This window comes from Ktedonobacteraceae bacterium, from assembly GCA_035653615.1.
Taxonomy (GTDB): Bacteria; Chloroflexota; Ktedonobacteria; order Ktedonobacterales; family Ktedonobacteraceae; genus DASRBN01.
The window spans coordinates 90,681-111,151 of sequence record DASRBN010000033.1 but is presented as its reverse complement, the minus strand read 5'-3'; the positions used below and the strand labels follow the sequence as shown (position 1 = coordinate 111,151).

The following is a 20,471-nucleotide window of genomic DNA, read 5'->3' as shown; positions in this document are numbered from 1 at the left end:
GGGGAAATATGGCTTTTGAAGGGCTAAAGTTGGGGCATTATCAATTGCTGCGTTTGATTGGAAGCGGCGGTATGGGTGAGGTATATCTGGCGGAAGATATACAGCTTCACCGGCAAGTCGCTCTCAAAGTGATACGCACAGAATCGAGTACCTATCCAGGCTCCCTCGAGAGTCAAGAAGCTGCCCGCCTTTTTCAGCGCGAGGCTCGAGCCATCGCTATGCTCGATCACCCATATATCTTACCTCTGTTTGATTATGGAGAAGAAAAAGTAGGCGGTCGGGAATATATCTTTTTAGTCATGCCTTTTCGCCAGGAGGGTTCGCTGGCAAACTGGCTGCAGCAATACGGAAACAGGTTTAACCTGGAGAATATCGCTCGCTTCACTCAGCAGGCCGCTAGCGCTCTTCAATATGCACATAACCATGCTATCATTCACCAGGATGTGAAGCCTTCCAATTTTCTCATTCGTAGCAACCCGGAGAACCCTGCTCGTCCCGACCTTCTACTAGCCGATTTTGGCGTGGCAAAATTGAGCAGCGCAACCTCAAATATCAGCCATAGTGTGCGTGGTACTCCAACTTATATGGCTCCTGAGCAATGGAGTGGCGATCCAGTACCTGCAACCGACCAATATGCACTGGCGATCATGGTTTATGAAATGTTGGCCGGTCGTCCCCCATTTCAGGGTCCGCCGATGCGTATGATGTACCTGCACGCCAACGAGCTACCACAGCCACCCAGCACACTTAATCCCCGTATTTCCCAGGAAATCGATGCTGTATTATTGAAAGCACTGGACAAACAACCTCAGAATCGTTATGCATCCATAGCTGCCTTTGCTCAGGCCTTCCAGCAAGCCCTGCAAAGCGCTGATGGGCCAACCTTAGTGAAAAATCCCGTCACGCCATACCTGTATTCCAATTCGTTACCGGCAACTGTTCTCCAGCCAGATTCTGGCGGTGTCGAGAGGACCCTTCCCGCGTCTAATCCAGGAGGATTGTCCCCAGTTCCTCTTATGCCGCGTCCAGCAGAAACCGGAACGCCTGGCAGGCGTCAAGGCTTCTCTACCGGCAGGGTTTTTGTCTTGTTTGGCCTGGTATTACTTGTTGTATTGGGCAGTGTGGGAGTGCTCCTTTTTAAGAGCAGCGGACAAACCAACAATAGTAACAATTCGAATGTGATAGGAACTACCCAGGCCAGAGATGCTAGCACTTTCGCCGCCCAGGGGACAGCACAGGCTAATCATGCAACAGCAACTGCTCAGACGATTATTACGACGACTACCATTGCTGAGGGAAATGCTACTACCACAGTCGTAGCCGCGAATCGTGACCCATATCCTCCATATAATTGGAAGCTGGCATTGCTTGACCCACTAAAGGACAATAGCCTGGGATACAATTGGACGCAGAACAGCGATAGCGGCGGAAGTTGCATGTTTTCAGGAGGAGCTCTTTTAGTTACCGCACCAGTAAGCCCACTTTACCATGGCTGTGCAGCACAAAATACAGACTTTAGCAACTTTGCTTTTGAGACACAGATCACTATTATTGCAGGGGATTGTGGCGCCATTTTCTTTCGTGGCAATATCATCACCGGTCATTATTATTACTTCCGCATTTGTCAGGATGGATCATACGAATTCTTATTCTATAATAGTCATGGGCAGGCGGCTACAACGTTCGCTAGTGGCTCCTCCCCTATAATCAATGCGGGCTATGATCAACTTAACACCATCGCGGCTGTTGCATACGATAATTCACTGTCTGTCTATGTAAATGATCAGCTTATTAGAAACGTTATCGATAATAACTACTCGGAGGGGCAAATTGGAGTTTTCGCTGATAATGATTCGCATTCGACCGAGGTTGTTTTTCGTAATGCCAGGGTATGGACTTCACCAACATAATAAACATTAGAATGAGGTGAAGGCTCATGCTTCACCTCATTACATGTTTTATTTGCCAACCAGGAAGGCGAGCAGGCTGCCCGCCGAGGGATCGGATACGGCCAGCAAGAGTTGCGCGCCGAAAAAGAGGACGAGCAGGCCCGCCGTCGCTACAGTGATCGAGGTCGCTATGGTGGGTGAGGGTCGGAAGTAGTCCGGCTTGGGCGGGGCATCGAAGTACATGGATCTCACGATGTTTCCGTAGTAGACCAGCGACACGACCGTATTGAGTAAGGCAATCACGACAAGCCAGCCGAGATTTTGCCCCCAGACGGCAGTAAAGATGAAAACCTTGCTCATAAAGCCTGCCAGGGGCGGTATACCTGCGAGGGAGAGCAGGCAAAGTGCTGTACAGGCCGCAACCAGGGGTGAGCGCCTTGCCAGGCCGCGGAAATCTTCCAGGCGCTCGCCGCCTGTCGCATTCGCCAGAGCGATGATGCCGGAGAAGGCTCCCAGGTTGGTCACGACATAGACCGCGATGAAGAAGAGAGACGCAGAAATGCCATTCGCGTTCTTATCGGAGAGGCTGGCGATCACACCGATCAGGATGTAACCTGCCTGCGCGATACTGGAATAGGCCATCAGGCGCTTGACGTTTGTTTGCACCGCGGCGACGATGTTGCCGAAGGTCATGGTCAGGATGGCGACGATGCAGAAGATGATCAGTAGGGAGGTATAGTTGACCTGCCCCAGGCCGCCATCGATGAACACGCGAATGAGAGCGGCGAAGCCTGCCGCTTTGGAACCAACGGAGAAGAAAGCGGTGGATACCGTCGGGGAGCCTTCGTAAATATCCGGCGCCCACATGTGAAATGGGACCGCTGAAATTTTGAAGCCGAAGCCGGCCAGGATAAGAACAGAGGCGACCATGAGCAGGGGGTTGCCGGGCGCGACTCCGGTACGGATGGCGGCGGCAATACCCATCAGGTCGGTGGTTCCCGTGAGGCCGTAGAGCAGGGCAAAGCCATACAGCAGGATGGCCGAGGACATGGCGCCAAGCAGGACGTATTTGACAGCTGCCTCTGCCGAACGCTCCCCTTGACGCAACAGGCCCGCCATGACGTAGAGCGGTATGCTGGCGAGTTCATAGGAGATGTAGATGGAGATCAGCTCGCCGGTGCTTGCCATCAACATCATGCCAGTGATGGAGAAGAGCAGCAGCATGTAGAATTCGGCTCCTGACCTGACGTATTTCTGGATATAGCGGTAGGACATCAGGATCATCATGAAGGCGATAAACAGGAAGACGAAGCCGAAGAAGATGGCATACGGATCAACGACGAGCATGCCGTAAAAGGCACGATGTGGCTGCGTGAAGTTCAGCGTGGCGGCCTGCGATATCAGGATGCCGAGGGGGATGAGTAGCCCGACAAACGCGACCACAGTAGTCACGATGAAGCGCTTTATAAACAGATCCACCAGTATCACCAGCAACGCCAGCAGCGTCAGGCTCAATTCTGGCCCTAGTAAATAGAGATCATATACTTGAAACATACCGATTATTCCTTTTCTTTTCGCCCCGCCTGAGTACGCGGGCGGTGCCGTGCGCTCAGGCAGGACATCATGCCCCTTCCATTCAATGCAGCGCCGTAGTCACCGTCTGCATGATCGCGGTCAGACTGGGATTCAGCATATTAATCAAGAAAGCTGGATATATCCCGACAAGAACGATGACCGATGCGAGCGAAATGAGAGGCAGCGATTCGCGCAAAGTCGCATCCGGCAGCAACTTCCATTTGATATTGAATGGACCATAGAAGACGCGCTTCAACATCCAGAGCAGGTAGCCTGCCGTGAGGATCATCGTGAAGACCGAGGCAGCAGTCACCGCGGTCCAGATTTGGAAGCTGGCCGTAAAGGTCATATATTCGGCGACGAAGCCGGCCAATCCTGGTAATCCAAGAGATGCCAGACCCGCGAACGTAAAGAATGTTGCCAGTATAGGCATCGTTTTGGCGACACCGCCGAAGACCGCAATTTCGCGGGTATGCGCGTGATCGTAAATGACGCCGACGCAGAAGAAGAGCATACCCGTGATGATACCGTGGCTGAACATCTGGATGCTCGCGCCTGTGAGCGCCGCCGTGCGAAATGCAAGCTGGGCTGTTCCAGTGAGACCGGCAGCAGCCGCTACACCCAGCAGTACGACACCCATATGGCTGACGCTGGAGTAGGCGATCAGACGCTTCATATCGGTCTGCACAAGACAGATACCCGCGCCATAGAGTATGTTGATGACGGCCAGGATCGCCAGCCAGCCGGAGAACTGCTGGATACCAACCGGCAGGAGCGTCAGGCAGATACGGATCAATCCATAGGCCCCCATCTTCAGCAGGATACCCGCCAGGATCACGCTGACCTCGGTCGGGGCATCGGTGTGCGCATCGGGCAGCCAGGTATGGAACGGGAACATTGGTATCTTGATGGCGAAAGCCAGGTAGATGAGCAGGAAGATCAGGAGCTGCAGGCTCATCGTGATACCAAGGAACGATATATTACCGCCCGGCATATGCGTCAGGAAGAACTGCATGCTGGCCGTGGTGCCGCCTTCGTTGAAGTAGAGCAAGAGGATACCGGCGAGCATGAAGATACTGCCGAAGAAGGTGTACAGCAGGAATTTCCAGGCCGAGTAGATGCGACCGGGCATATCTCCGAAGACGGTATGCTTGATGTGTTCGTTGCCCCAGATGCCGATCAAGAGGAACATGGGTGCAAGTTCGACCTCCCAGAAGAGGAAGAAGAGGAACAAATCAAGCGATATAAAGACGCCCATGACGCCAGTTTCCAGGAGCAGTATCAGGGCCATATATTCTTTGACGCGCACTTTATGCCAACCGCCGATGATTGCCAGCATCGTGAGCAGGGCGTTCAAGATGACCATGGGCAAAGCCAGACCATCTACCCCCAGGAAGTAGTTCACGACGAAATGGAAGGAGCCGGCGGTAAAATTGATCCACGGAGCATTGTACGAATCGGCAGGATTCGCCAGGCTGCCAAAGTTGTAGCCATTAACGGCGATACGGACGAATATGGCCAGGGATAGCGCGAAGGTGGCGGCGGAAAACAACAAAGCCATCCAGCGCGCAATGCGTACCGGAGTTGCCAGCACTGCTAATGCACCCAACACCGGCAGGAAGAGTATCCAGGTGAGATCACTCGTAAATATCACAATCTTACCCTCACTTCACATATGTGACCAGCGCGATGACGACGATTGCCAGCACTGCTACACCACCAAAGAAGCCAATCATGTAGGCCTGCACGCGACCGGTTTCGGTGTGCCGCAGGTCGCGCCCAAACAGGGTTACCACTTGCGCTACGCCGTTGACCAGCCCATCCACGATGTACATATCGAAGGCCTGCTCGATATGCGAGAGACCAAGCACGCCATATTTGATGAGCAGGTTGTACAGTGTGTCCATATAATACTTATTCAGCAGGATGCGGTGCAGCAGGCGCAGGGCCGCGTGGCTTTCGACGTATTCATGAATGCGCGCGTATTCGACACGCGCGTAGATGGCATAGGCGACGCCCAGACCGGCGATGGAGACAACCACGCCTACCCAGGTCTTGTAATCGGCAAAGAAGCGGCCCACGTCGAAGCTGACGCCCGGTTGCAGGTAGCCATAGATGCCGAACCAGTACCCGGCGGCGACCGAGGCGATTGCCAGCAAGACCAGTGGAATGGTCATGGTCAGCGGTGATTCATGTGGGTGACCTTCGCCGCGATAGAGTTCCGCCTTGCCCCAGAGCCCGCCCCAGGGGCCACCCTTGCCGCCAAATGCCAGGATATAGGCGCGCAGCATGTAGAAACCTGTCAGGCCGGCGGTAAACAAGGTGACTGCCCATATCGCGTAGTGGCCGCTATCGAAGGCTAAACCGATCAGGCTTTCTTTGCTATAGAAGCCGGCGAAGAAAGGGAAACCGGCGATTGAAAGGGTCGCGATCAGCCAGGTGATCGCTGTAACTGGCATAAAGGCTGCCAGTCCACCCATTTTATCCATGCGCTGTTCCTCGTGATGCGTGGCATGATGCAAGGCGTGCAGAACACTACCGGCACCCAGGAAGAGCAGGGCTTTGAAGAAAGCATGCGTGAACAGGTGAAACATACCAGGGCCAGGGCCATAAGCGCTACCAGCGACACCAAGCCCGACGAACATATAACCAAGCTGGCTGATGGTGGAAAATGCCAGGACGCGCTTGAAGTCCCTCTGGCACATGGCAATCGAAGCAGCAAAGAGAGCGGTGAATGCACCCACCCAGGCCACTACCTCAAACGCTTGCGGCCCGGCGGCGGCAAAGAGCGGAAAGGTACGCGCCACCATGTAGACACCGGCGGCCACCATAGTAGCAGCGTGGATGAGGGCGCTGACCGGTGTCGGGCCTTCCATAGCAGGTGGAAGCCAGACATGCAGCGGGAACTGCGCGGATTTGCCGATGGCGCCACAGAAGACCAGGATCATTGCAGTCGTGAGCAGAGCCTTGTCCATGGTTCCAACGCGCGTCGCCAGTTGCGCAAAATCGAAGGTGCCCGTGCTGGTAAACAGGATCATGATGCCGATAATGAAGCCAACATCACCGATGCGCGTGGTGATAAAGGCTTCAATGGACGCGCTGGCGGGCGAGAGGCGGTCCTCGTCAGGCTTGGCTCGTTTGTTGATCCAGAAGCCGATCAGCAGGTAAGAACTCAGGCCGACCAGCTCCCAACCGATGAAGATCACCAGGAAGTTCTGGGCAAAGGTGATGTCGAGCATGGAGAAGGTAAAGAGCGAGAGATAGGCAAAAAAACGCGCGTAGCCCGACGACCTTTCCATGTATCCTTGTGAATAAAATTGCACCAGCAGCGAGACGGTCGTGACGACGACCATCATGGCGATGGCCAGGTTATCCACCCGAAAGGCGATGATATAGCTGGCAGTTCCTTGCGTGAACCAATTGTAGGAAAAAACGGGAACGCCGCCAGCAGGCATGGGAAAACCAGGAATAACGCCTGTTGAAGCAAGGAGCAAAATCCAGGAATAAATGCAGGCAAGCCCCATGATCACTATGCCTAGATAGGCGCTGATCCTGGCACCCGGTGTGAGGCGGGGCACTTTAGGGTCTTCGATATCGAGAAAAGTCTGATCCTCACCCTTTGGCCCCTGCACCTTCATTTCATGAATATCGCTCTCCTCCTCGGCTTCCTCTTTTTCCTCGTGCGTGGCGGCTGCTTCAACGGACTTGCGGCTGAGCAGGTCCCACATGCGCGTGCCAAATACAATCACGACAAATGAGAAAAGCGGCGAGAAGAGAATGAACCAGGAATACGAATACAATGCCATAGTATTTCTCCATTTACCACTTCATCATGTCAAAGTCTGTCACGTCAACCGTGCTGCGCTTGCGGTAGATGGAGATGACCATGGCAAGGGCGACCGCGGCTTCGGCGGCGGCGACAGTAATGATGAAAATGGCGAAAATTTGGCCGGTCAAATAAGTAGCATACGGTCTGGCCGTGTTGAAGAGCGAAAAACCAACCAGGGTGATATTGACTGCATTCAACATAATTTCGATGCCCATCAGCACGGCGATGGCGTTGCGCTTCACGATGGCTCCGTAGAGTCCAATACAGAAAAGGACAGCGCCGAGTACCAGAAAATGATTGAGCGTGAGCATAGATTATTCTTCCTCCCTACCAATCACGATCGCGCCTATGATGGCTACGAGCAACACAACCGATGCGATTTCAAAAGGAAGCACGTAGCTATAACAGGTGGGGCTATACAATAAGTTGCCAATGTAGACGACATTGTTCGGTGGCAGCGGGCAGGTACTATTGTGCGCGCTATATCCGAGGGCGCTACTGGCAGGAGCCACAAAATGCGGGCTGACGGTGACCGCGAAGAGGATCGTCGCGCCGACCAGGGCGCTGATAATCACTCCCAACCACCAGTATTTGTTTATCGGGTTGCTATTGGTCTGGATATTGACGGTACGGGTGAGCATGAGAGCAAAGAGGATAAGGATAGTAACCGCTCCCGCGTAAATCAGGATTTGTACGATGGCGATGAATTCGGCATTAGCCAGAAGATAGATGCCGGCGGCCATCGCGAAGACGACGACCAGGGACAGCGCGCTGTGAACGATGTTATTCAATCCCACCACCAGCAGAGCGGAACCGACCAGTATCACAGCAACGATCCAAAATAGAAGTGTTGCTAAGTCCATAAAAATAACGCCTCCAGGTACTTCTTTCGACATGAATCTGCCCACATTGTTTGAGGGTAGAACGGCCAGGCGAGAGTGCAATATTCCTTTTTCAATCTCAATCGAGAATCCGGGCCTTTTAGCCTGCACTACTGTTATTGTAGCATGTATGTTGGCTTAAAAGCACACCACATCTTGGAGAATTCTAACAAAACCAACCATTTGTGGCAAGGTCAGAGTTTTTCATCTGTTCCGGAGAGGATAAGATAAAATGCCTATTATCCTGCTATACAGCAGGGTGAAGAGTTTTCATTGCTATGCTATAATCTTGTCAGGTACTAAGCAACCTATCAAATTGACTCGCTAGAGCATTTGCACTTGACATATGCAGGTTTGGCTACTACACTCCTCCCACAGGGAAGCGGCAGGAACTGGACCTTTTCCCGACTGGGATTGAAAGAGAATGAATTATGAGTATGACACAAGCTTCCCCCGATCATACGACTGATGGCGGCCTCTTCTGTCCATTCTGCCAGGCCGCTTTGCCGCCGCACGCAGCTTTCTGCAGTTCCTGTGGCGAGCGTATCGATAAACAAAAAGATGCCTCTTTACTCGTGCAAGATGAATCTGATATCGCTCAATACTATCGCATTACGTCCCTTATCCGGCGCCGTCCCTATGTGAATCTCTACTTTGCGCTCGATAACCGCCGACCGTCCCAGACCGGGCAGCAGCGCATGGTGGCTATGCGTGATATAGATATTACTGCCTTAGAGGACGAGGATCGGATGAAAGCGATTAAACTGGTAGAGCAGGAATACGATTTGCTGCGCCGCTGGCAGTTGCCTCATTTAATGCCTGTGACCGACCTGCGTTACTCGCAGCTGCATCTCTACACGGTTACCGGAAAACCAGCCGCCCTCTCAGGAACAAAAGAGAACGTCGAAAGCGAGGAAGCCACCAGAAATAATACCTCCCGGCTTTATACGCTGCAAGACTTTCTACAAAGCGGCCAGGGCTTACCATCAGAACGCCGCACGCTTGAGTGGATGGAGAAACTTTGCCAGGTATTAGAGAGGCTCCATAGCCGTCAAATCGTGGTCAGGGACCTTGATCCCTATACGATTATCTTAAATACGAACAGCGAGCAGGCGGAACCCGCGTTGATGATTTCCTGGTTGCCGCCGAAGCTGCGTGAGATGCTGCCTGCTCCAATGTCGCCGGCAACACATTTGTCATACTTTGGGGCACCTGAGGCGCTGCTTGGCAATGGGGATCAGCGTTCAGATGTCTACAGCCTGGGGGCAGTTCTCTACCTGCTGTTGACCGGGACTCCTCCTGATGAATCGGCATTGCGCTCCCAGCAGCGGTTACGTTCTCCACGGGAGATCGACTCACATATCAGCATTCATGTAGATGAGTGCGTTATGCAGGCGCTATCGGTCGATCCTGAAGAGCGCTTCCAGACTATCGCGGAAATGGCCGCGGCATTGCGCAATCCTCGCTTCCGCCGCCCCTTAGTGATGAGGTCGCCGAAGTTGAGCAGCGAAGTCGCTCCCGCCGTCGAGGGGGATGGAGATGTTGAGACGGTGCGTATTGTCCCGCTCTCGTACAAGAATCTGGAACGCTGGCAATCGGCGCGCCCGCAAACAATTCCACAGCGCCCGCTTGCGCCTCGCCCGGCATCGCCAACGCAGGAGCCGGCAGAACACGCAGGAGCCGCAACGGAGAGGAGCGGGACAAATGTAGCCCCTACACAGCAATCCCAAACGATTTCACCTGAAACGCGAGAAGAAGTCAGAAGTGTCGAGGCGGCACCTGCCGCGCAGGGTACGCAGAACACGCTCGACCAGGTAGTCGAGGCGGATACGGTGGATTTATATTGGGAGCAGGATACCATTGCTCCAGAAGAAAAGGTCTCCCTACCTGCACAACCACGTCCAAACAAGGTGGAGCAGCAACCTCCCGGCTGGAAACAGCGTATCACCGGCCTGTTACCGGCGATGAAGCCGCAACAGAGAGGTGGAGCAACGAGCAGAAGAGCGCCTGCTACGCGCGAGGGCAATCTGGCCTCACAGAGCGGCGAACGATCATGGTTCAAGCAATTACAGCAGTTTATCCTTGGCCAACCGCAGGCGGCGACGGCAGCCGCGGCTATTATCGAGACTCCATTACGCATACAGCCGGATCAAGGATATACGATCCGCCTGCATATCATGGGCAGAGATGAGCCGGTACTGGCTCCGGGGGCGAAAAGGGGGTCCGAACCATGCGGGCTTAGCGCGCTTGTGTATGGGGATAAAGTGCTGATTGAGGTACGCTCGGCGCTTTACCAGAGTTACGCTTATATTGTGCAGCGAGCGCTGGTAACTGTTCCCGCCTCAGGCTATGTCGCGGAAGTAACAATTCCGATGCGCCCGCTGGCCAGTGGACCGAGCGGGCGTAGAGATCGCCTGCATATCTTTTTCCTGAACGAAAAACGCCAGCCACTCTATGATAAACCGTTTGTGGTGGAACTCTTCATTTCTCACCTGGTACAACCAGGGCGCGAGGGACATAATGTCCTGACGCTCCCTGTTTAAAGAGAGGTGCAAGGGTGTCGCTTTGCGGATATCGTAAATTGCAGGCTGACCGCACTCGAGATCGCTGGTTGATCGGAATTACGTATAGATGCACGCAGTGGGCAGACAACGCCATCAAGGAGCATGGAAACTGGGCCGCTGTGGCGTTCTACACTGTTGTTAAGTATGCCTGCCTCATTTTCGCGAACCTGGTCAACCTTTTCTGGCTGCTCGGCATACAACTGGCATTTATCATCTGCCAAATTTTCGTACACGGCAAGAAGAAACCCGACCGCATCAAACATGTGTTTGTGTTGATGCTGGAAAACAGGTCCTTTGATCATTTGCTCGGCTTCTCCAATATTCGTGGAACCGACGCCGGGACCGGGCAGCCTACTGCTATCGATGGGCTGGACCCGGCGCGGGATTGGAATCTTGACCCGCGTGGCAATAAGATCGCTGTTTCCTCTCCTGCCGACTGGTCGATGCCGCATGATCCTGGGCACGAGTTCAGTGATGTCAAGATGCAGCTCTGCGGACTTAAGGGCACTTATCCTCAGATCGATAATAGCGGCTTCGTGCTGGATTATGCTACCGTCGATACGGAACATCCCGGCGAGATCATGAAATGTTTTGCGCCGGAGCAACTGCCTGTGCTTACGACTCTGGCGCGAGAATTTGCCGTGTGCGATCGCTGGTTTTCCTCTATGCCCGGCCCGACATGGCCCAATCGTTTCTTTATTCATGCCGCATCATCAGGCGGACTCGATCATAGTCCCTCAAATGCGGATATGGCGAGTTCCATACTCTTCAACGGCTTTACATTTGACAATGGCACCATTTACGATGAGCTTGACGACGAGGGGTTCAGCTGGACTATCTATAAGGGTGACCTGTTTCCCCAGGCGCTGGCAATCAGCGGGATGACGGTGCGGCTTGCCGAGGGTCGCTTTCGCGAATTCGAGGACTTTAGTAAGGATGTGCAGAATGCTGATTATGGCACGTCCTACGCCTTTATCGAACCGGATTATCGTGTTTTATCAGACTTTGTGTGCGGCAATTCACAGCATCCCCTGGACGATATTACGCGGGGCGAAGCGCTCATAAAAAGCACGTATGAGGCCATTCGTAACTCACCGCACTGGGAAGATAGCGTCCTGATCATCACCTACGATGAACATGGCGGATTCTACGATCACGTGCCGCCACCGCAGGCGGTAGCTCCCGGCGATAAACCGACCAACCCTGAGAACAATCGCTCCTCATTTGATTTTAAGCAGCTTGGTGTGCGCGTTCCTGCCATCATCATATCGCCTCTTATTCCCAAAAATACCATCGACCATACCGTTTATGACCATACTTCGGTACTTGCTACCGTGGAGAACATTTTTGGCCTGCAGCCGTTAACGGAGCGCGATAAGCAAGCGAACTCACTCAATCACCTCTTCTCCCTGGATGCGCCGCGAACCGATGCGCCTGTAACTTTACCCAATCCTGCTTCTTCAGGAATAGCTTGTGCAGACGAGCCAGTTGAACGACTGGCCACAAGACAACTCGTTGAAAATCCTGCTAAAGCGGCAGCGCCCCCCGATCCCGCGATGCAAGGATTCCTGCATGTAGCCTTCTTACGTGATTTACACACGACTCCCGCGACAGAAAGGCAGCGACGGGCCGTAAACTTTTTGAGCATTCACACACAGGGGGCGGCAAAACATTATATGATGGAAGTTCACCAGAAGGTCAGGTCACAACAGCAACCACCGGCATAATAAGAGAAGCGACATCCATTATTGACAGGCGCACCGGACTGAGATAGTATCAAAACGACACGAACATGAAACGATCATTCTTATCAAAACTACATAGAAACGGCCTCTATTGCATTATTGGGGCTTTGCTGCTCTTTCCGGGAGTACTGCTTTATCAACTGCTTATACTCGTACCACAGGGCTATGGAGACGCCTTAGCGACACCGGTTGCGACGCTGCATTGGATTTCCAGGCACGATTTGCAATTTCTTGGCTATCGCCTGCTACTGATGCTGGGATTCGCTTTGATGCTGAGCCTGCCTTTTACGCTGTTCCGTATTATTGTGGCGCAGGAAATTCTGGGTGCGGACGAAGAGGAGAACGAGGATGTAGAGGAAGAGGAGGAAGACGAGGAGACAGACGAAGAGGCGGCAGAAGAAAGCAATACAGATGGCAAAGATGCGAGTGGTATGCCAGCTTACGCGTGGCGCGGGCGGGGCTATGCAGTGATCGCAGCATGGGGAGGAGTTTCAGGACTGCTTCTGACGGTGGCGGGGACGCTGGCGAGTACAATTTATCTGCTGGTCGTGTCTACGTCGAATATGCTGCCTACCAATTTTGCTGCTTTCTCGGGCATGTTAGCCTTTATTACTTACACGGTAGGCGGGGGATTACTGGCAATTGCGTGTCTATTTTTTGGCATGGTAATTGCCAGGCGGGGGCGAAATCTGTGGCCAGATATATGGGTGCTGTTCAGCTACCTGGCGCTGGCCCTCGCCGCGCTGCTAAGCGGTAGCGCGGTCGAGGTAGCATACGCGCCCAACGCGGGCAATGCAGGGCAGGCCGTACTCACTACCCCGGCGATCCTGCTGTTCGCGATCTGGGTGCTCTGGTTCGGCATTATGCTGGTGCGGCTACAGCCAGAATAGCAACTAGTACCACCAGGATGGGCCTTTTGAAGTGGAGAGCGAGGAGTAGGCATGTTTCCAGTGCTCAACCGCATCTTGATGCCGTCCCAACTCTTCATAGACTTTGGCCAACCAGCCATGCAATTCGGCAAGGTTGGTGGTTGCCTGAGTGCGGGAAAGTTGCTCCAGGGCCTGCTCGAAGTATTGGATAGATTCCTCCAGGAGCTCTTGATGGCGCGCGCCTTCGGTCTGCTCGGCCTGTGCGTGGACTACCTTACCACAGACGAGGTACATGAGGCCGCAGAGGTGTTCGTCGTTCACACGCGCACCTGCTTCGCGAGCGCGTTGACAGAATCGCAAAGCCTCTTCAAGACGTTCTTCAGACAGGCGCAGGTCGGCGAGAGCGACGAAGTTGATCATCATCATGCCAGGGGAGTTATCAAGGGTCGCAGCGGAGAGCGCTTCCATATAATGGTCGCTCGCGTCCTGATACTGGCCCATCTGGAAACAAATGCGGCCAAGCAGGTTGTGCATGCGTCCTTCCCAATAGCGCTGGGACCTTTTTTCATAGAGCCGCAGTGCCATCTTACCATAAGTATAGGCCTGCTCAAACTTCCCTGCTAAGCGGTAGGCATCGGCGAGTCCATAGTAGATCTCGGTGGCGTCTTCGCTCTCCAGATCATCCTTAATGAGCTGGAGCGCATCTTCGTAGTGCTGGATAGCGGCAAGATAAAACCCGTTCATGGTGGAGGTCAGGCCAAGCCCGCAGCGAGCTTTCAGCAGGACCCTGGGAAGATGAACGCGACGCTCACGCAAAATTTTGAGACATTGCTCGTAATGACGAGAAGCATCGGCATAATGCGAAAGGTTGACGGCAACATTTCCGAGCCAGAGAAGATAGAAAGCACGACGCTCACGCTCGTTATGATCTGCATCGTTCCAGTTATCTTCGATGTCGTTCGGAGTATACTGAGAAAGATAACGAACTGCTTCAGTCCATTTTCCCTGCTGGTGGTAGCACCAGGCACATAAATAGGCAATTTCTCGCTGTTTTTCGGGATCATCGGTCTGAATGGTTTCGAGTGCGGTCAAAGCGTCTTCCGGTCGCCCTTCTTGAATGTTGAGGCGAGCGCGTAGAAGCATCAACTCCATTTCTTGCATCTGTGACATAATGGCAATACCTCCCTACAAAGTGGACTTATGCTAGTATAACACATCTTTTTGAAAATTAATAGAAAAGATGATGAGATTGCGAAATTTGGATAGGGAGGCGTAGAGATCAGATACTTTGTGCAGCAGGTGAGGCAGAACTTTCTGAAAGGTGAGCAGAATAAAAAATGCAACGGGATATCTTGCCTCTTCGTCACCGCGCCCACTGAGTGACAAAGCGATTCCCGTTGCTTACAGTATAGCCTAAAGTTCGACCTGTACACAAGGTACTATCGTCAATCGAGGTGAAATTCGCCTTAACACTTGCTAGAAAACAGGACTTTTGGATGAGCCTGGTTAAAACCGTAACCCTTTTTTTACTGCCCGTGCTGCGAATCAGTGTTATAGATCAAGTCACTTAATTCTTTACGTGTGCGTTCAATGATAGTGCGCAGTCGGGCCAGTTTCTCCGGGTTTTGTAGGGACATCCTGCCGGCGATGGCAAACAAGCGCCCCACTTCCGCCGCTTCACTGCGCAATGCTCTCATTTCCGGGCGCTGACCATGCCCACCGGGGCCTCGACCTCGCATCCAGGGAGGGCCTGCGAATCCTTCTTCGTCGCTCCGCCGTTCGGCTAGCATGGAACGGCCGGAATCGGTTATACTATATACTCGCTTGCCTTCGACCTCACTAGAGGTGACGAACCCACGATCTTCCAACATTTGCAGCGTGGGATAAATTGATCCAGGGCTGGGGGTATAGAACCCACCCGACTTTTCCTCAAGGGCTTTCATCATTTCATAGCCATGCATAGGGCGCTCTTGCAAGAGCTGCAGCAGGGCAAACTTCATATCACCCCGGCCAAAGAAGCGGCTTCCTTCTCCGCCAGGACCAAAGGAACCTCCAGGACTAAACGGGCCATGACCAAATGGGCCACGTCCCCGGTGCATAGCGAAGAAACGGGGGCCTCGATCCGGGCGGCCCTCGGACCGTAACCATGGAGGCGTCCAGGATTCATCTCCTGATCCCTCAAATCCAAAAGCAAAACGTTCACCGAACATATTCGTTCTTCCTTTCCACAGCGCCGATAATCAAAGCGATATATCGTTAATTATAGCGATATATCGCTTTGATTGTCAAGGTGTCAAGGTGTATGCTCCTTGACGGCACAACTATTGCATGTTACGATACTCTTATCGCATATGGAAAAGAATTTATGAAGTGCTTATGCGGGAAACGCCGCCTCAGCTCGTATTTACATGGGCCTGGATTATCTAGCCCCTACGCCTTGAAGACGAGGAAAGAGTGCCGGGTGCCACGTTTGTCTATTGATCCATTCTCGTGCTTGATGCTGAACGGGATTGATTGAAAGGAACATGCTATGAGCCAACAACCAGATGAGACAACTGTTGAAGAAATGCAACGTTTCTATACGTTGGCAAAGCGTCAAGCCTGGAAGGTAGAACAGCTATCATGGGGCCAGTTGCCGCCTATACCTGAGAAGCAAGCATCGCAGGAGAAGGCTGCTCGCCGCCGGGAGATATGGGTTTCAGTCGTAACCCAGCAATTACAGGCTGATATGCTGGCATCTCAGGCCGCGGTTCAATTGCTGACAGGGGCGCCTGATATGGCAGGGAAGCTCTATTATTCGACGATGATGCAAGATGAGGCTCGTCACGCGGAGGCCTGGCTCAAGCTGACGCAGGAAGTGGGAGGTACGGGTGAGCCTGATCCTTATCTTGAGAAACTGGGCAAACTGACGCTAGAATCAGATAGCATTGAGGAGAAAGTGTGGCTGCTGCAGGTCATCTATGAAGGATTGGTCATTGATCGTTTCCATCAGATCGCGGCGGCGGCGCCAGGTACTATTCTCGGTGAGATTTGCAAGCGGTTGGCGATTGACGATGGAATTCATCACGGGGCCGGTGTAGCGTATGAGCAATTCTTACTACAACAGGCCTCCCCTCATACGAAACGTGCCATTGAACGCGTGAGCCAGGAAGTATGGCCATTATTTCTGGAGCATCTTATGTGGCGTCCGAGAGCGCGTTCCTGGATCAACACCACTATGAGCGCGCGTGATATGAAAATGATTCAAGAGTCAATTGTGCAGGCACAGAAACTGGCAGCCAAAATAGGTCTGGACATTGGAACGCCTCCCATTTATTAACGCAAATTGCGTATCATTCCTGGATATTGGACTGCCGCATGCATACCGACACTACCCGCTAAATCGTTTACTGTTCGCCCGCCATAACCAAATGGCAGAGATAGTGATTGACTGGCTTCTCCACGCAGTCGAGCCAGCCCATTGGATGTCAACATGATAAACAGCGGGAAGGCCGAGCAGTAAAAGTAAGAGGGCAGGCTGCGCCACGCGAAAAACAGCGGCATAAAGGCAAATACCAGGGCCGCTTCAGGACGCTGCTTGCTTAGACGCCAGTACCATACGAGACATGCAATCATCGTAGAGAACTCGAGGATATCGTAAACCCAGGATGGGAAAAAGGGTAGGATCGAGGCAAAGCTGAGGCTGATCAAACCATCTCCCAGAGGGAACATCGGATCGGCAACCGGGGCCAGAACACCAGCGAGCCAGGCATGTGGGTCCCAAAGAATGAAAGGCAGATTGATAGCAAGGGCGACGACGCCGGCAATAGACAGGCGGCGTACCGCTTCCTTGAAATCATAGTGGCGCCAGATCATGATTGCATAGAACGGAGCGATGAGCCAGGAAGGTTGCTTGGTCGCAATAGCCAGGCCGAGGAAAACCGCTGAACTCCATTTCCGCTCCCTCAAGAGCCAGGCAAACACAATCAATACGATATTAAAGATATCGAGATTTCCACCCGCAACCGAAGATAACATCCCCACATTGGCCAATGCCAGTAGCAATACCCAGGGACGCAGTTCCGGGCGTACCAGCTTCCAGGCAATTGCCACCAGCACCAGGTAGCACGCAACATAGAAGATGAGGACGTTATATATACCAAGCGCGATAAATGGAAGAAGTGACAGGAAAGACAGGGCAGGATAACTGACCTTCGATTCGAATTCAGGGGCGCTTCCTGCTTTCAAGTCCGTGTCCAGCACGGTTCGCATTTCGCTGGGGGATGGATATGCCAGCCGTCCGGCAAACTGTCCTTCGCGCAAAGGTGTTGTCCAATCCGGCTGGATTTCAAATGCGCGCACCAGGTGGACGATATCTGAATCGGTGTAGGGATTGCGCCCCTCTAAAAGGAGGGCGGCAGCATTTGTATCAAGCGAAGTCCCATCATTAGAATACTGAGGAGACATAAAGCTGGTTACGGTTGCGAGTGAAAATTCGAATACGCCTCCAATCGCTGCCAGCAATATGCATATCAGGGCAATACGCTGCCAGCGCTGAGGACGGCGGACAGGGCGTTCGGCCTGCTTTTTTTGCTTCGCGGGGCGTAATGCCTGCCACATGGCAAAAAAGCTGCCAAGGATTAGAAAGACGGGGTAAATATGGATGATGGGGCGCAGGAAAGGTAAAAATTGCAGATACCAGTTGGAGTCAATTTGATCGATTGCCTGAAGAACGCACGCGATTCCTATCCAGGTAGCTCGTCGCTGCAGGTCGATAAGCGAACGGTTACCTGCTGATACATCTTCTGTAAAGAAATGTCGCATCCAGCGAAACTTCTCATTACTGGCGTTCTCTTGCTTTTCTAATTGATCTGACCGTGTTAAGACAGGTACTTGCTCCATAACTTGGCGCACTCTTCCTGGGCTACGGGTTTCCAGGTTGGAGCGCTTTTAACCTCCCCTATAAGTGCCGAGAGTAGCGCTATTTTCTATTCGTATCCTGCGAGCAAGGACAAAGGTCTATTGGTCTGAGATATGCGAGCAAAAAGTCCCGTAACTCGCAGGATTCCCCTACTCAATTGCCCTGCGAGCAACCTGCCTCAGAGGGGATTCCGCCTGGTCGCTTCCTATATGAATCGGCTATAGAAGCGACTCCTTATGATTCAGTTTCTCGGCCTGAGTTTTAAAACGAAGGGGGTCATGGGTACGTCACAAAATTTAAGCGGCTCTACATTTTTTTGCGTGGCAGCATTAAAATTGAAACCAGCGCGTAGGCGGAGCAGCCGAGGAGCAAAACGGCATAGACCTTCGTTTCAGCATCGCCGGGCGATGTGAGCATGGAGAGGCCCCACCAGAGGAAGCCGATGAAAACGGCAAATAGTAAGACCGTGCTGAGTAGTTTCTTGTTCATATCTTTGTCCCTTGGATAAATATCAACAACCATATTATAGCATGCCCTGCAATTACGCGGCCTTGAGGGCTTCCCATACCAGCCTGTGAATTACGGCCCGGAAGCGCCCCCAATCTCTCCAGTCGCCATTGATTTCGCTGCTATGTTGTGTTCCTATACCATTGAGGTAATCAGCCATGAGCAACAGGTCGGCAGGCTTTACCTCGCGAAAGGCCTCTATGCGTTCATTTTCATCGACGACTTGCAGCAAACCACTTATTTCGTCCAGCAGAAACGCAAATGTGTAAAATAGCGGGTTCGCTTCGCTACTTCCAACGTGATATGCTACCGCGGCCAGGAACCGGGTAACGTTGACTTCAAGACCGGTTTCCTCGTATGTTTCACGTCGCAATGCATCCAGGATATGTTCTCCGTGATTGATTCCTCCGGTCGGCAACCGGTAGGCTCCGGGCGGATAAAAGGTTTTCTTGATGGCGAGCAAATTGCCGTTCCTGCGACGCACGACCATGCATACTTCTCCGAAGCGATCAGTACGGTTCAGCGGGTCGAACATGCCGGGTGTATCAAGCACAGCGTCATGTACCAGTGGACGCCCATAACGCTGCGCTAACTGTTCAAGCTCATCTTGAGTGGATGGCGGAAGCGTGGGAAACACTATTTTTACTCCTGTTTTTCTTCCACGTGCCCTTGAATAATCTGGTGTGCTACCCTGATGCCGTTTTCCAGTGCCAGGTGAACGCGCCCACCAACGTAGCCATCGCCACAAAAAGCCAGGCGATGAGGAAAGGCTATAGCATTGATGGTATCGGCGTTAGCCTTTCTCACCGGCAATGCGCAGGCCCAGGCATATACATCACCAAAAACTGGCGTGTCCAGAGGCTCATCGATGAGTTCGACAACCAGCTGGTGTACATCCTCTACGGTTTGCTCGTGCTTGTTATTCCAATGGTCGAGCGTAAATTGAGGAGCCATCTGCGCTATCAACAGTCCCGCACCCGGTGGAACTCGCTCAGGAGACTTTTCATGCTCCCAGGCCAGCCAGGAGATGGGGTGCTTCTTATCTGTATTGACCAGGGCATAATAGGGGCGCTTTTCGGGCCTTGTCTCGTATCCTAACATCACCGAAAGCAGCGGTTTAGAGCCTCCCTCGCGCAGGTAAACACTTACGAGATACATCCAGTTCGTTGAATCATCTTTCAGGTCCTCTTTGCTGCACAGGATAAGCGCATCGGCTTCACCTGTGGGCAGGGCAATCAGGAGTTGATCGTAGTCTCCAAGAGGCCGGCCTTCTTCACCGGCCAGGCTCCAACCTGCCGCCAGGGGTTTTATTCGTGAAACATGGCTCCTCAAGCGGATATCCAGTCCTTCCGCCATACGTTGCGGTAAGGTAGAAAGGCCACTGCGGTACGTCCACTTCGGGCCGATATTCTGCGCCGGATCGCCTTCCTGGATGTGTCCCTGGCTATCAAAAATCCAGACGGGTTTGTCGATATCGATCAAATCTTCCGCGCGGAAACGTTCAAGAATCAAACTATCGCTGACCGGGCTGCCGCCTTTGATGTATTGCGCTCCATACTCATAAATGAAGCCCTCACGTTTACCTGTCGCGACTCGCCCACCAGCATAATTGTGTTGTTCAAAGAGGGTGACGGTGTATCCGGCGTCTTGTAGTACATGGGCGGCGGCAAGGCCACTGCATCCGGCGCCTATAATTGCGATAGAAGGCATGA

General features: G+C 52.9%; 16 protein-coding genes. 5 read left to right on the top strand and 11 right to left on the bottom strand.

The genetic code is table 11. The features are described 5' to 3' along the window. Positions 1-8 precede the first annotated feature (8 nt). Positions 9-1,910 (top strand): protein kinase, encoded by a 1,902-nt coding sequence (locus VFA09_18705; protein HZU69315.1) that lies wholly within the window; start codon positions 9-11, stop codon positions 1,908-1,910. Positions 1,911-1,958: 48 nt separating this feature from the next. Here VFA09_18705 and VFA09_18700 read toward each other — a convergent pair whose 3' ends face one another. The 5 genes from VFA09_18700 to VFA09_18680 form a co-directional block, all read right to left on the bottom strand. Beyond that, entirely contained in the window at positions 1,959-3,443 is a 1,485-nt protein-coding gene (locus VFA09_18700) for an NADH-quinone oxidoreductase subunit N (GenBank protein HZU69314.1), read from the bottom strand. Between the two features lie 82 nt (positions 3,444-3,525). After that, positions 3,526-5,118: an NADH-quinone oxidoreductase subunit M gene (locus VFA09_18695; protein ID HZU69313.1), complete on the bottom strand. Its 1,593-nt coding sequence runs from the start codon at positions 5,116-5,118 to the stop codon at positions 3,526-3,528. A 10-nt stretch (positions 5,119-5,128) separates the two neighbouring features. Next, entirely contained in the window at positions 5,129-7,270 is a 2,142-nt protein-coding gene (nuoL, locus tag VFA09_18690) for an NADH-quinone oxidoreductase subunit L (protein ID HZU69312.1), read from the bottom strand. 13 nt (positions 7,271-7,283) lie between these two features. After that, the gene (gene nuoK, locus VFA09_18685) at positions 7,284-7,604 is read right to left on the bottom strand and encodes an NADH-quinone oxidoreductase subunit NuoK (protein ID HZU69311.1); all 321 of its coding nucleotides are present in this window, start codon (positions 7,602-7,604) and stop codon (positions 7,284-7,286) included. Positions 7,605-7,607: 3 nt separating this feature from the next. Next, positions 7,608-8,156 carry an NADH-quinone oxidoreductase subunit J gene (locus VFA09_18680; protein ID HZU69310.1) on the bottom strand — a complete coding sequence of 183 codons (549 nt, stop codon included), beginning with the start codon at positions 8,154-8,156 and terminating at the stop codon, positions 7,608-7,610. Positions 8,157-8,605: 449 nt separating this feature from the next. Here VFA09_18680 and VFA09_18675 point away from each other — a divergent pair, with 449 nt between their 5' ends. The 3 genes from VFA09_18675 (at position 8,606) to VFA09_18665 (ending at position 13,373) form a co-directional block, all read left to right on the top strand. After that, on the top strand, positions 8,606-10,717 hold the full coding sequence (locus VFA09_18675) for an inactive serine/threonine-protein kinase VRK3 (GenBank protein HZU69309.1): 2,112 nt from the start codon (positions 8,606-8,608) through the stop codon (positions 10,715-10,717). A gap of 14 nt (positions 10,718-10,731) precedes the next feature. Further along, positions 10,732-12,465, top strand: a complete 1,734-nt coding sequence (locus VFA09_18670) for an alkaline phosphatase family protein (protein ID HZU69308.1) — start codon at positions 10,732-10,734, stop codon at positions 12,463-12,465. Positions 12,466-12,530: 65 nt separating this feature from the next. After that, positions 12,531-13,373 carry a hypothetical protein gene (locus tag VFA09_18665; GenBank protein HZU69307.1) on the top strand — a complete coding sequence of 281 codons (843 nt, stop codon included), beginning with the start codon at positions 12,531-12,533 and terminating at the stop codon, positions 13,371-13,373. 3 nt (positions 13,374-13,376) lie between these two features. Here the strand turns inward: VFA09_18665 and VFA09_18660 are convergent, their stop codons facing one another. Beyond that, the gene (locus VFA09_18660) at positions 13,377-14,522 is read right to left on the bottom strand and encodes a tetratricopeptide repeat protein (GenBank protein HZU69306.1); all 1,146 of its coding nucleotides are present in this window, start codon (positions 14,520-14,522) and stop codon (positions 13,377-13,379) included. 356 nt (positions 14,523-14,878) lie between these two features. Beyond that, the gene (locus VFA09_18655) at positions 14,879-15,562 is read right to left on the bottom strand and encodes a PadR family transcriptional regulator (protein ID HZU69305.1); all 684 of its coding nucleotides are present in this window, start codon (positions 15,560-15,562) and stop codon (positions 14,879-14,881) included. Between the two features lie 320 nt (positions 15,563-15,882). Between VFA09_18655 and VFA09_18650 the strand changes: the two genes are divergently transcribed. Beyond that, entirely contained in the window at positions 15,883-16,671 is a 789-nt protein-coding gene (locus tag VFA09_18650; GenBank protein ID HZU69304.1) for a ferritin-like domain-containing protein, read from the top strand. Here the strand turns inward: VFA09_18650 and VFA09_18645 are convergent. The 4 genes from VFA09_18645 to VFA09_18630 form a co-directional block, all read right to left on the bottom strand. After that, entirely contained in the window at positions 16,668-18,233 is a 1,566-nt protein-coding gene (locus VFA09_18645) for a glycosyltransferase 87 family protein (GenBank protein HZU69303.1), read from the bottom strand. The genes VFA09_18650 and VFA09_18645 overlap by 4 nt on opposite strands. A gap of 325 nt (positions 18,234-18,558) precedes the next feature. Continuing rightward, positions 18,559-18,741 (bottom strand): hypothetical protein, encoded by a 183-nt coding sequence (locus tag VFA09_18640; protein HZU69302.1) that lies wholly within the window; start codon positions 18,739-18,741, stop codon positions 18,559-18,561. Between the two features lie 52 nt (positions 18,742-18,793). Then, the gene (locus VFA09_18635) at positions 18,794-19,396 is read right to left on the bottom strand and encodes an NUDIX hydrolase (GenBank protein HZU69301.1); all 603 of its coding nucleotides are present in this window, start codon (positions 19,394-19,396) and stop codon (positions 18,794-18,796) included. A gap of 5 nt (positions 19,397-19,401) precedes the next feature. Then, positions 19,402-20,469, bottom strand: coding sequence for an FAD-dependent oxidoreductase (locus VFA09_18630; protein ID HZU69300.1), 1,068 nt, complete (start codon positions 20,467-20,469; stop codon positions 19,402-19,404). Between the last annotated feature and the right edge of the window lie 2 nt (positions 20,470-20,471).

Excerpts from the sequence above, each read along its gene's own strand:
- VFA09_18705 (HZU69315.1), top strand. The coding sequence starts at position 9 with ATGGCTTTTGAAGGGCTAAAGTTGGGGCATTATCAATTGCTGCGTTTG.
- VFA09_18700 (HZU69314.1), bottom strand. The coding sequence starts at position 3,443 with ATGTTTCAAGTATATGATCTCTATTTACTAGGGCCAGAATTGAGCCTG.
- nuoL (HZU69312.1), bottom strand. The coding sequence starts at position 7,270 with ATGGCATTGTATTCGTATTCCTGGTTCATTCTCTTCTCGCCGCTTTTC.
- nuoK (HZU69311.1), bottom strand. The coding sequence starts at position 7,604 with ATGCTCACGCTCAATCATTTTCTGGTACTCGGCGCTGTCCTTTTCTGT.
- VFA09_18680 (HZU69310.1), bottom strand. The coding sequence starts at position 8,156 with ATGGACTTAGCAACACTTCTATTTTGGATCGTTGCTGTGATACTGGTC.
- VFA09_18675 (HZU69309.1), top strand. The coding sequence starts at position 8,606 with ATGAGTATGACACAAGCTTCCCCCGATCATACGACTGATGGCGGCCTC.
- VFA09_18665 (HZU69307.1), top strand. The coding sequence starts at position 12,531 with ATGAAACGATCATTCTTATCAAAACTACATAGAAACGGCCTCTATTGC.
- VFA09_18660 (HZU69306.1), bottom strand. The coding sequence starts at position 14,522 with ATGTCACAGATGCAAGAAATGGAGTTGATGCTTCTACGCGCTCGCCTC.
- VFA09_18655 (HZU69305.1), bottom strand. The coding sequence starts at position 15,562 with ATGTTCGGTGAACGTTTTGCTTTTGGATTTGAGGGATCAGGAGATGAA.
- VFA09_18650 (HZU69304.1), top strand. The coding sequence starts at position 15,883 with ATGAGCCAACAACCAGATGAGACAACTGTTGAAGAAATGCAACGTTTC.
- VFA09_18645 (HZU69303.1), bottom strand. The coding sequence starts at position 18,233 with ATGGAGCAAGTACCTGTCTTAACACGGTCAGATCAATTAGAAAAGCAA.
- VFA09_18640 (HZU69302.1), bottom strand. The coding sequence starts at position 18,741 with ATGAACAAGAAACTACTCAGCACGGTCTTACTATTTGCCGTTTTCATC.
- VFA09_18630 (HZU69300.1), bottom strand. The coding sequence starts at position 20,469 with ATGCCTTCTATCGCAATTATAGGCGCCGGATGCAGTGGCCTTGCCGCC.